This is a genomic window from Bacillus sp. JJ1127 (genome assembly GCF_036965845.1).
Lineage (GTDB): Bacteria > Bacillota > Bacilli > Bacillales > Bacillaceae_G > Bacillus_A.
In genome coordinates this window covers 1-12,005 of sequence record NZ_JBALQK010000199.1, presented here as the reverse complement: position 1 = coordinate 12,005, position 12,005 = coordinate 1, and the positions used below count along the sequence as shown (strand labels likewise).

Here is a 12,005-nt window from a genome sequence, read left to right as displayed (position 1 = left end):
ACGCCATCCTTTTTGTATATTTCTACAAAAAGAATAGCGTTTTTTTCATTATATGGATACAAAGTACTATTATCTTGATAATAGTAATTGTGCGAGAATCCATTATGTTAAACCAATAATATAATGACACAATTGACAAAACATGCAATGTTGTTATAATGGTACATTGTTATATAGGTAACGTAATATCATTTTTTAACGAGATGGATGTAAAATTATGAAACAACATAATAAACAAATAAATGGAAAAGATCAAAAAATTAAAGTTGAACGTGTACAAACTGGAATTAGGATGGAAAAAAGAATGGTAAAAGTTTTGAAAGCGATGGCAGAGTATCATGATATTTCACTAGGTGTTCTTCTTGAAAGAATAGTTCTTCATTCTTTTGAAAACAAATCTGTGTTTAGCGAGGAAAGTCTTGAAAAAGTTAAAGCTATAAAAGAAGTTTACGGTATGGATTATGGTCTAGAAATAAGTCGTCAGTGGAACGATTCGGAAAACTAGAATGATTATTTTCAAATACAGTACCATCTAGATTTTCTGTAAGAAATCCGTGAAGTAAAGAAACTAAATAAAATTATTAGGAGCGATATTAAATGAATTTCAGTACATTAACAATATTTGATAATTACCCCAATCAATTATCCCGAACTCCTAGACAATTCTATAATGAGGTATTGGAGCAAGCCGTTCGGGCTGAAGAAATGAATTTTGATGGGGTATGGTTTGCAGAACATCATTTCTCAGATTTTGGTATTAATCCCTCTCCAGCAGTTCTGCTCGCTGCGGTATCTCAAAGGACGAATAGAATTCGTCTTGGTGTGGGTGTTTCAGTACTTCCATTACACAACCCTATACGAGTTGCTGAGGATTATGCGATGGTTGATCTTTTATCAAACGGAAGATTAAATTTTGGGTTAGGCAGCGGATATGCACAGAAGGAATTTGATGGTTATAATATTTCATTAGAGGACAGAACTGAGCGTTTTAACGAGTCTCTAGAAGTGTTACGTAAGGCGTGGTCAGGTAAGCCTTTTTCCCATCAAGGAAAGTTTTTTCAATACAATGATCTTAAACTTAGTGTCCAGCCAATACAAGCCCCGTTTCCGCCTCACTGGATTGCAACCTCTAGTGAAAAAGGTGTTAGTCATGTTGCTAGTATGGGAAACAAATTCATGGGGCTTGGGTTTAGTAAATCACGAGATGAATTAGCAAAGCTGATTGATACTTACAAGAATACGTATCTAAAGTCAGGATACGGTAATCCAGAAGAGTTGGAAATCCCTGTTGCATTTCATGTTCATGTTGGTGAAACATATGCAGATGCTGAATCCAATGTAAAAGATCCTTATCAACTATTTATGAATACTCCGCGTGGGACGAATATCTCATATGAAGACCTTAAACATAAATTTGATCCCGTAATAGGAAGTCCTAATGAAGTTATTAAACAAATTCAGTCCTACAGGGAAATAGGTGTTACGAATTTTATGGCAGTAATGAATTTTGGTGGATTAGAACATCATAAAGTACTTTCATCCCTAGACTTATTTGGTAAGTATGTAATTCNNTACACTTCAAAAAAGATGGTTTTATTTACTCCGACTGGGAATTAATAGCTTAATAAGTGAATTTAGCATATAAATTTCATATTTGATGGTGATGGGATTTTATTTATGCCTTTATCTATTTTATCAATGAACATTTCTGTACGAATGTTTATCGTATAAAAGAGAAAAATCAAATAATGAATAGTGAAAAAAGGCGGGATTATTTCTTGTATTCTTATATTTTAGAAAATTCTTGCTCAAACTATTGACTTTATAAACGTATTTTTTATAGAATTATATCTCGACTGAAATTTTCGAACGGACAGGAGGGAATCATCACAATGAGTAATATATTTGAAGAAGAATTACAGCGGATGAAAGATACTTTATCTACAATGGATGAGCAATTAGAGAAACTGGAAAAAATCCCTGTTTATTATGGAGAGGATTTTAAAGAACAAATCCTTGAAAGTATGAGGGAATCAAGTCGGCAAAACTTACGTATTGGTGTGCAAGAACCATACTTTGGACGATTAGATTTTCAGGAAGATGGACAGTTAGAACCAAATCCAATTTATATTGGTAAAGTAGGTGTTTCAGATGAAGATACGATGAAACCGATTGTTATTGATTGGCGTGCACCTGTTGCTAGTATGTTTTATTCATTTACTGGTGGTGAAGAACCGGCTTTTTATCACTCACCAGATGGATTAGTAGAAGGCGATGTTTATTTAAAACGAAACATTTCAATTCGCAAAAGAGAACTAGAACGTGTTGTTGATACATATGTAAAAGGAAGTGAAGATGTATCGCTTGCAGATGATTTTCTCCTATATCGACTAGGTGAAAACAAGGATAACAAATTAAAGGATATCGTTTCGACGATACAATCTGAGCAAAATGACATTATTCGTGCAGAAAAAAACTTACCATTATTAATCCAAGGGGTTGCAGGAAGCGGAAAAACAACAATCGCTTTACATCGCCTTGCTTTTTTAATTTATGAATATCGTGAACAGTTAGAAGCGGAGAGAATGATTGTATTTGCTCCAAATAGTTTGTTTTTAGATTATATTTCTAGTGTACTTCCTGAACTTGGTGTAGGAAATATTAGGCAAACAACATTTCAAGATTGGGCGCTGCGTACATTAGATGGTGCGGTGAAATTGAAACATACAGAAGAAAAGTTGAAAGAAGCTTTTTCAATTAATCGTGATGATAACAAGGTTATGCTCGGTAAATTAAAAGGGACGATGAAGTTTAAGTCATTTATTGAAGAGAGTATGATTCAATTTGAAAAGGATTTAGTACCAACAAAAGATTTTGAGGCATGGGATAGAGCTGTTATTCCAGTGGAAGAAATTAAAAAATGGATGCAAGTTGAATATAAGCATTATCCATTAAAGAAGCGAAGAGAACGATTAGTGGGCCGTATAAAACGCTGGATTGAGATTGAACTCAAAAAGGTCGGAGAAACGAATGAGAAAAAGGCATTGAAAAAAGAAGCGACAAAGAGATTGAATGCTTATATGAAATTTTGGCCTAAAATGAGTCCATTGTCACTTTACGGTTCAATGATGAAGCAAAAAGAAATATTGGACGTATTACCTGAAGAACTTGTTCAAGAAACAGAAAAGAACTGCCGTAAAAAAGAAGTATATGTAGAAGATTTACCGTCTCTTATTTATATTCATCATAAAATAACAGGAATTGAAATTGGACAAAAATTTCATCATGTTGTGATTGATGAAGCGCAAGACTTTTCACCATTCCAAGTTTATATATTAAAAGAAATTACACTAGGTAACTCTTTTACCATATTAGGTGATTTATCTCAAGCGATATATGATTATCAAGGGATTGAAGACTGGAATGACTTTAAAGAAGTATTTCAAGAAACAGGTTATTATGAACTGACGAGAAGTTATCGTTCTACAAAAGAAATTATCGAGTTTGCAAATGAAGTCATTAAAAATGCTGATATTCCAGTAGGGCTCGCAACTCCTGTTTTTCGTAGCGGTGAGAAAGTAAAGGTTATTTCTACAGATGATCAATTTGCAGCAATTGTTAAGACGCTACAAAAGATGCAGAATGAAAATGTGAAGACGATTGCTGTAATAGGAAGAACAGAAGATGAGTGCCGTAACATATATAAGAAGTTAACAGCTGCAGGAATCACTGTTAATGTTATCGAAGTAAACCAAAGTAAATATGAGGGTGGTATTTCAGTTGTACCTGTCTATTTAGCGAAAGGCTTAGAATTTGATGCGGTACTTCTTATAGATGTGGATGAAATACACTATAAGGATACAAAGCATGATGCAAAATTATTATACGTTGGATGTACGAGATCTCTCCATGATTTATGGATTTTTTATTCTAGAGAAGCATCACCTTTAATTCAAGGAATACAAAACGAATTTTATGTGAGTAAATAACAAATGATTGAAGAGGATTTTCAAGTGATACACAGGAAAATCCTCTTGTTTTTCTATAAAAAAAGAAAAGGAGAGAAAGAAAATGACTATAATTACAAAGGTAATGAAAAAAAGCGAATGGGAAGTAGGAAAAGCAAAAGGAGAAATAACCGAAACATCACTTAAGCAAGAAGGGTTTATTCACTGTTCTTTTTTGGAACAATCTCTAAAAGTTGCAGAAACACATTTTAGCAATGAATCAGAGTTAGTTTTACTTATCATTGATCCGGCATTAGTTGAGGCAGAAATAAAATATGAGCTTGCTTCTAATGGGCAAAAATACCCACACATATACGGGGCGTTACATACTGCTGCTGTAGTGAATGTTGTTCCATTTTATAAAGAGAACGGAAATTTTATGTTACCCAAAGTAGTTTTGTAGGACTAAAAAAGGAATTCATGAGTTTATTGTCGAATTTTGGAAAGTGATAAGACAAAATTGAAAAGAGGAATGTATGTTGAAACTGATACAACAAACTAACTCAAAAGATAGTGAATACATTAGGAATAAAGTAATCCAGTACAATATGTCTGTTCTACCAAAGGAAGTAAAACAACCACTAGAACATGTAAACTTTCTAGTAAAAGATGATGCTGGAAAAATATTAGGTGGCATAACAGGAACGATATATTTTTATCACCTTCACATTGATTTTTTATGGGTGGACGAGTCAGTACGTCATGAGGGATATGGTAGTCAACTGCTAAATAAAATCGAGGAATTTGCAAAAGAAAAACAATGCAGACTCATATTGCTTGATTCATTTAGTTTTCAAGCGCCTGAATTTTATAAAAAGCATGGATACAGGGAGTTTGGAGTAGTCGAAGATCATCCTAAAGGATATAGCCAACACTTTTTAGAGAAACGTTTATAAGTATAATATAATTATGTTATGTAAATTAAATGTTAGGAGATAAATAAAAATGTACGATTATAAATTTCATCATGAGCGATCCGTCTCTATAAACCAAGTAAAGCTACTTTACAATTCTGTTGGCTGGTGGCCGGAACGAAAAGAAGAAGATATTTCTAAAATGTTAGAGAATAGTATAGCAATTGGCGTATGGAAAGAGGATCAGTTAATAGGGTTTGCTAGAGCAGTTACTGATGGTGTTTTTCGAGCGTATATTGAAAATGTTGTCGTACATGATCGTGTAAGAAATAAGGGCATTGGTGAGAAAATGATGACAATGTTACTTGATGAGCTTGCCCATATCGATATTGTGAGTCTATTTTGTGAAGAAAAATTAATAAAATTCTATGGAAAACAACAATTCAAAGCAACGAAGCAAATAGTGATGCATCGTAATCAGCTTACAAGATAAGAGAATACGAGAGGTGAAAGGATCTATGGAAGCGACACGTACATACTGTCTATCAAAAAGAAAAGCAACGGAAGATTCTCCAGATGGATGGAATGCAACATGTATGAGAATTCATAATAAAATATTTGCGATTGTAAATCATGAAAAAGGAGAGGAAGCAGCGATTACATTGAAATGTGATCCAGATGTTGCGCTAAGAGTAAGGGAAGACTATCCAGGAACAATTATCCCTGGTTATCATATGAATAAAAAGCATTGGAATACAGTTTATATACATAGAGAATTAGGGCAAGAAGAAATTAATAAAATGATAGATTGGTCTTATGATTTAGTTTTACAATCTTTTTCGAAAAAGAAGCAGAAAGAAATTTTGGAGTAGAGATAATTACTGGGTTTTCCCACTATTTTGGGGCAGGGATACCCAATCTCAAAATTCAAGTGGACAACGAAGTTAAGTGGGCGAGATGAAGGAAATCCGTACTAATTAACATTTCTCTTTATGAACAATCTTTTTAATAATAAGAAAATGAAAGGGAGAGAAAGATTATGTCAAAGCTATTACGTGAATTATCTAAACTAAATAGTGAGGTTCTACGTTCTGAAGCATTGGACAAGTTGAAAGTTACATCAGGTAAAATGATTGCTTGTGATCCCATCATTTTTAATAAAAATCCTTTCGAACAAACAATCCAGCCAGGTACATATCCAATCGTCGCTTGGTGGCATAAGAAAGATGGAATAATTGCTGGTGCTGAATTGAAATTATCGGAATCAAAAGTAATAGAATGGAAGATGGCGACAAAACCAGGACAACATGTCAGTGAACTGGAAGAAGGATATATTTTTGGTTACCCAGTCGATACAGGATTAGGATGCTTTGCGGATGTTGAAGCGATTGATAAGCTCGAGGAAATAGAAAGTAGATTACAACGAGAGCTAGGGGAAGAGTTTATTAGTTTGTATGATGACCTTATAGATGACGTACTAACAGAACATAATGATGATTGGGGAAATTGTGTGGTGTGTGAGGAGACAGGAAGTAATATCATTATGTTCCGTTCAGGTTATGGAGATGGATTTTATCCTTCCTATTGGGGAGTCGATGAAGATGGAAAAATCGTTTCACTTGTTACTGATTTTCAAGTGTTGCATGAGGAAGATTGAGGACAAAATTAATTATGATATAGAAAGAGTTAATACTTTCTTCTTTTACATGGTGTGAAATAAAAATAGCCTTCAAAATGAATACGTTTTGGAGGCTGTTTCTATATTAATCATTCTTTATTATCTCTTTAGCATTTGTATCTTTTTATTTATGCTCACGAATAATAAAGTCATTTTCTGTAGTGCTTTAAAAAATGACTGGAACATTTGAATTAAGTTTATAATTTAGAGTTGGGGTCTCGCAGCATTGCCATCAAACTAAGAAATTTTTAAATTAAAGGTTTTACCCAAAGTTGAGAAAAATCCACATATCCAAAATATTTCATCTTAATATTCATTAAATCTGATGAAAAAGGAATCTGACGTTTCTCATAGTATAAAGGAATCATAATAGAGGATTCTATCAGTTCTTTTTCAAGATTTTTATTTAATGAAGCCCACTCATCAAAAGGTGTATGTTTGTATTTAGCAAGGTGTTTTTTTAATGTTTTATTTGTTTTTACAATCTTAGCCAACGGTGAATATCTAGCTGTTAGAAAATAATAAAATGATATGTCTTGATTCATCTCAAATACTTCACCATGAATAAAGAGATCAACTTGTTCATTAAGTTTTTCATCTCTAAGATAGTTTTCGAAAGGAACCCATTTAACCAGAAAAGGTATATTTTCTTTCTCCAAGACATTCATTAACCATTTTGTTGTTTTTTCTGTATACTGAGTAGCTTTTATAATAAGTGGTTCTTTAAATATGGGACGTTTTCTTTTTTTGATATCGATTTGATGATCTATGTCTTTTAAGCAACTCTTAGTATTTGGGGTTTTTTGAGAATCATATTCGTGAATATGATTCATATTGTTAGCAATAATATAATGTAAGTAATTACGAACATCTCTTCGTTGAATTGATGAATTACGCCAAGCATTCATAATTATAACACCGAAACCCGAATTCCTTTCTACCTGAAACGTAGAATTGCTTTCATGGTGCTTGGAAGATTGATAAATATTATCAAATTCTAGAGGAACCTGAATGAATTCTACTGTATCTAGCAAAGGTCTTTCCTGAAAATGATCATTAAATGCTATCAATGATGTCTTTTCCTGGTTATTCTCTCCTATATAAAAACCACCGGTTCCTACAATTAGACCGTTATTTTCTTTATAAATGCTTGTATTTATCATACATAACATTTGTAAACAATAGCTACAACCATCTGGATAATGTATGTCAATAACGAATGGTGATACAATATCTATTTTTTCTATGGGTGCCCATAAGTCTTTATAATATTTATGACTACGTAGTTTTGAGAGACATAGTTCCACGTCAGCCGCTGTTAAGATGGATCCATCATGAAAGTTGATGGACTTTTTTAAATATAGTCTAAGCTTAGAGTGAGTTAAATCCCAACTGTGAGCTATTTCAGGAAATATGTTCCCCTTTTCATCCATATAAACAAGTCGATTGAAAACGTTCGCGACAATATGTGCACTATGTACATCGGAAGCCTCGAGCGGATGTGTTGTTAAAATGGGCTTTCTTCTAGGAATAATTAATTTATCATCCGAATTATGTATATAGCCAAATTTTGAGTGGAATTTAGTCATCAAGCGTAGTTTACTGTTTGGAGACCAATTATATAGTAAATATTTACTGCTTTTTTCAACAGGCTGTTGATCCATAATTTCCATTACTTGTGATTCATAGATTTGTTCTATATTTTTAATCCATTGAAGAGAGGAGGTATTTCCTCTGCCTTTTCCAGAAGTGAAAATCAGCCAACCCTCATTCATCCATTTATGTAAGTAGCGTACTGTTTGCTTTGTACTTAAATTTAAAAAATCTGCTAGGTCTTTTATTTTTATATTTCCTGAAGAAAATGATTGCCATAAGTTCAATAAATTTTTATCCATTTTCCTATCTCCTTCTATAAGTGGACATGTTTTTCTGAATATGTCCATTTTTAGTTTGATAAGTCTAGTTTAATATAACATTAGATAAAAGGAGGAGATACTATGAATTGGAAAGACTTTGAGCAAAATATAAAAGTACGCTTAACTACATCATTTTTTAATCGTGCTGTTACATCAGCAGTAATGCCTTTCATGGCATTGTTTTTTGCTCAAGAAATAAACAAAGTATGGGCCGGATTATTTTTAATCTTAACGGTTATTTTAAGTTTTTTTTCAAGTTTAATTGGAGGTTACATTTCAGATCGCTTTCAACGGAAGAAAATCTTATTGTTAACTTCTTTTACTAGTACTTTAATGTTTTTATTCATGACCTTAAGCTTATATCCTACAGATAAGATGATTTGGCTATTTGCAATCGCTTATGTAGGTTTTATAATATCTAGCAGTCTTGGTCGCCCCTCCATGCACGCTATCATCATAGACTCAACTACACCAGAAAATCGAAAAGCTGTTTATACAATTGACTATTGGCTTATGAATCTTTCTATGGCCAATGGTGCAGCATTAGGTGGATTTTTATACATGAATCACCAAAAAGAGTTGTTTATATTACTAACTTTTGTTTCTGCTACATTACCGATTGCTTATAAAATTTGGCTAGTTACAGAAGTGAAAGATTGCTTAGAAAAAAAGCATGAAAATATAGTATTTGATTTAATTCAAAACTATAAAGTTGCTATTCAAGATAGAGCATTTTTAAGGGTTGTAATAGGGTCTACCTGTATATTTGCAGCAGAGTTCTCTTTAAACAGTTATATTGGTATACGACTTTCTGAAACATTCGATCCAATAAAGATTGGGAACTTTGAAATAGTAGGAGTAAGGATGCTAAGTATTCTTAATATACAAAATATGCTTTTAGTAGTATGTTTAACGTTTATTGTAAATAAATTTACAGATCGTTTAAGTGGAAAAAAAGCATTACTTTTAGGCCTGGGGCTCTATGGTGTAGGCTATGTGACAGTAACATCTGCAAACACTTGGTACGTACTGATTATTTTTAATTTTATTGCTACTGTTGGTGAACTTGTCTACTCTCCGGTCAGAAATGCAGAACAAGCTAATATGATTCCGGCTGATAAAAGAGGATCGTATTCAGCCTTTGCAGGTCTATCAGATATTGGTGCGGATCTGATTGCAAGAATGACTATTATTGTTGGTGCATTCTTGATCCCTACGATGATGTCCGTTTACATTGGTATCATTGTAATAATTGGTATATTCCTCTTATACACTGGGCTGTTTGTTAGAAAGGATATTCAGTCTAAAGAAATATTGAATAAAATGTCATCATAGTATACTACTTTAATAGTTGTAAAAGAAAGAAAGTTTAATATGGACAAAGAGGACAAAAGATGGAGAAAAATCACTTGATATTTAAATATTTTGAAAATTAATGTTCAAGATTAACTATTTTAAGATGAAATGGATATTTATGTCGAGATAGAAAAAGGATTTATTTGGAATAACAAGTTTCTAAAAATCATGGAGGGATATTATGAGAACTTTCATTTATATGGTGAGACATGGCGAATCGCCAAAAACAGAAGGAAATGAAAGAACAAGAGGGTTAACTGAAAAAGGGAAATTAGATACTTATCGAATAACTGATATATTACAAGAAGAGGGAATTGATGTTTTTGTTTCGAGCCCATACAACCGATCCATTCTAACGATTCAGGAGTTTGCTAAACATTTAGGACAAGAGGTTTTAGTATTTGAAGATCTAAAAGAGAGAATGTTTTCTGCAGAAGACAAGCGAATAATTGATGAGGAATTATTACCTTTGTTAAAGAAGTCATTTTCTGATCCAAACTTTGCTTTAACGGGGGGAGAGTCTAATGCAGTTTGTCAGGACCGAGCTGTAAAAGTGTTAAAAGAATTATTAAAGACATATCGAGGACAGAAAGTAGTATTAGGCACTCATGGAGCTGTTATGACTTTGATGATGGGATATTATGACAATCAGTATGATTTAGATTTTTTACTACATACATCAAAACCAGATATATACCGAATGGAATTCAATGGTCAGGAATTGATAGAGGTTAAAAGATTGTGGGAAAATTAACAGAGGTATTTATTTTCCCTGCTATCTAAAATCGTGGTTTGAAAACCTATTGTAAATAGTACCATATATATTCGTAGAATATATGGAGCAGCTGAAAGAAATGAAAAAATGAGAATAAAGGAGACTATCTGAAAGATAAAAAAGCACACTTCTTAAGATAAAAGGTGGGGATTTAATGCAACAAGCAGTTATTTTTGATATGGACGGAACTTTATTTCAGACGAATTTGATTTTAGAACCAGCACTTGTGGAGACATTTGATGTATTAAGAGCTGAGGGGCTATGGGACGAAGAAACTCCAATTGAAAAATATCGAGAAATTATGGGTGTACCATTACAAGTTGTGTGGGAGACCCTTTGTCCCAATCATTCACTTCAGGTTCGTGAAAAGAGTAATGACACTTTTCACGAAAAATTAATAGAGTTGATTAAATTGAATAGGGGTGCCTTATATCCTTATACGGTAGAAGTACTTGAACGACTTAGCCAAAAGTACAATTTATACATAGCAAGTAATGGACAAGTTGAGTACTTACAAGCAATTGTTGATACATATGAGCTGAATAGATTTATCAAGAAGGTTTATAGCATCCAATCAATCTCATCAGGTCATAAATCTGATTTAGTAAAAAATGTTGTAGAAGAAAATGACATTGTAAAAGGCACTGTTGTCGGGGATCGTTTATCGGATATTAATGCTGCGAAAGATAATGGATTAAAGGCTATTGGTGTCAATTTTGATTTCGCACAAGTAATGGAATTGGAAAAAGCAGATAAAGTTATTGATAACTTAAAAGAATTAACCGCATTATTGTAAAATTTGTATATAACAGGTGTAGTTACTATGCTACTGTTTAAATAAAAGTGTTCTTGTAAATTGAGAGTTAAAGGGGAAAACAGGATGCAAGAAAATCGTGTTAGGTTGAATGGAGGATTTAATAACGACGTTTTTTACATCAAAGAGAAAGAAAGGGTAGTTAGAATTTCTGAAAAGGGTAAAACAAAGGAGATGGTTTTACAAGAAATAGAGTGGATGAATTTTTTATATGAAAAAGGTGTACTTGTACCTAAGCCAGTAATTCCTTTAGAGTGTGAGGAAGAACGGGTTAAAACATATTTTGAATTTATTAAGGGCGATCAAATTGATGTTACAAATAAATCCCACTGGAATGAAAAAACTTTTAAAAAACTTGGTGAAAATTTAGGAAGAATGCATGCATTATCCAAAAAATTTAAATTACAAACAATACAACGTCCTGAATGGAAAGCTGAAAATCCTGATGTCTTTAATATTAGAAAAAAGTTAGACCCATGGATTAGGAAGAAATATGAAAAGTTGGTACACAGTCTAACTTCATATATTATTACTCCTGATACTTTCGGACTTATTCATAATGACTATCATCAAGGAAACTTAATTATTAATGAGGACGGTCATAT

At 32.8% G+C, this 12,005-nt stretch carries 13 protein-coding genes; 12 read left to right on the top strand and 1 reads right to left on the bottom strand.

Features of this window, described 5'->3' with window-relative positions; all coding sequences use genetic code 11:
* The first annotated feature begins 217 nt into the window (after nucleotides 1-217).
* The 8 genes from V7183_RS18775 to V7183_RS18740 all read left to right on the top strand — a co-directional run bounded on the left by V7183_RS18775 (nucleotide 218) and on the right by V7183_RS18740 (nucleotide 6,518).
* Nucleotides 218-505, top strand: coding sequence for a hypothetical protein (locus V7183_RS18775; protein WP_335360446.1), 288 nt, complete (start codon nucleotides 218-220; stop codon nucleotides 503-505).
* A gap of 92 nt (nucleotides 506-597) precedes the next feature.
* Nucleotides 598-1,617, top strand: a complete 1,020-nt coding sequence (locus V7183_RS18770; protein ID WP_335360445.1) for an LLM class flavin-dependent oxidoreductase — start codon at nucleotides 598-600, stop codon at nucleotides 1,615-1,617.
* A gap of 275 nt (nucleotides 1,618-1,892) precedes the next feature.
* On the top strand, nucleotides 1,893-3,989 hold the full coding sequence (locus tag V7183_RS18765) for a HelD family protein (protein ID WP_335360444.1): 2,097 nt from the start codon (nucleotides 1,893-1,895) through the stop codon (nucleotides 3,987-3,989).
* Nucleotides 3,990-4,077: 88 nt separating this feature from the next.
* Nucleotides 4,078-4,410: a DUF952 domain-containing protein gene (locus V7183_RS18760; RefSeq protein WP_335360447.1), complete on the top strand. Its 333-nt coding sequence runs from the start codon at nucleotides 4,078-4,080 to the stop codon at nucleotides 4,408-4,410.
* 76 nt (nucleotides 4,411-4,486) lie between these two features.
* On the top strand, nucleotides 4,487-4,903 hold the full coding sequence (locus tag V7183_RS18755; protein WP_438825184.1) for a GNAT family N-acetyltransferase: 417 nt from the start codon (nucleotides 4,487-4,489) through the stop codon (nucleotides 4,901-4,903).
* Between the two features lie 49 nt (nucleotides 4,904-4,952).
* On the top strand, nucleotides 4,953-5,354 hold the full coding sequence (locus V7183_RS18750) for a GNAT family N-acetyltransferase (RefSeq protein ID WP_335360442.1): 402 nt from the start codon (nucleotides 4,953-4,955) through the stop codon (nucleotides 5,352-5,354).
* A 25-nt stretch (nucleotides 5,355-5,379) separates the two neighbouring features.
* Nucleotides 5,380-5,733 carry an MmcQ/YjbR family DNA-binding protein gene (locus V7183_RS18745; protein ID WP_335360441.1) on the top strand — a complete coding sequence of 118 codons (354 nt, stop codon included), beginning with the start codon at nucleotides 5,380-5,382 and terminating at the stop codon, nucleotides 5,731-5,733.
* Nucleotides 5,734-5,900: 167 nt separating this feature from the next.
* Nucleotides 5,901-6,518, top strand: coding sequence for a DUF4241 domain-containing protein (locus V7183_RS18740; protein ID WP_335360440.1), 618 nt, complete (start codon nucleotides 5,901-5,903; stop codon nucleotides 6,516-6,518).
* Between the two features lie 269 nt (nucleotides 6,519-6,787).
* Here the strand turns inward: V7183_RS18740 and V7183_RS18735 are convergent, their stop codons facing one another.
* Nucleotides 6,788-8,434 carry an ABC transporter substrate-binding protein gene (locus V7183_RS18735; RefSeq protein WP_335360439.1) on the bottom strand — a complete coding sequence of 549 codons (1,647 nt, stop codon included), beginning with the start codon at nucleotides 8,432-8,434 and terminating at the stop codon, nucleotides 6,788-6,790.
* Between the two features lie 102 nt (nucleotides 8,435-8,536).
* On the opposite strand from V7183_RS18735, the gene V7183_RS18730 reads away from it, so the two are divergent.
* From V7183_RS18730 to V7183_RS18715, 4 genes are all read left to right on the top strand, one after another.
* Nucleotides 8,537-9,790 carry an MDR family MFS transporter gene (locus V7183_RS18730; protein WP_335360438.1) on the top strand — a complete coding sequence of 418 codons (1,254 nt, stop codon included), beginning with the start codon at nucleotides 8,537-8,539 and terminating at the stop codon, nucleotides 9,788-9,790.
* A 202-nt stretch (nucleotides 9,791-9,992) separates the two neighbouring features.
* On the top strand, nucleotides 9,993-10,565 hold the full coding sequence (locus V7183_RS18725; RefSeq protein WP_335360437.1) for a histidine phosphatase family protein: 573 nt from the start codon (nucleotides 9,993-9,995) through the stop codon (nucleotides 10,563-10,565).
* Between the two features lie 175 nt (nucleotides 10,566-10,740).
* Nucleotides 10,741-11,382, top strand: coding sequence for an HAD-IA family hydrolase (locus V7183_RS18720; protein WP_097898300.1), 642 nt, complete (start codon nucleotides 10,741-10,743; stop codon nucleotides 11,380-11,382).
* Nucleotides 11,383-11,466: 84 nt separating this feature from the next.
* The coding region (locus V7183_RS18715) for an aminoglycoside phosphotransferase family protein (RefSeq protein ID WP_335360436.1) at nucleotides 11,467-12,005 on the top strand (539 nt) is incomplete at its 3' end.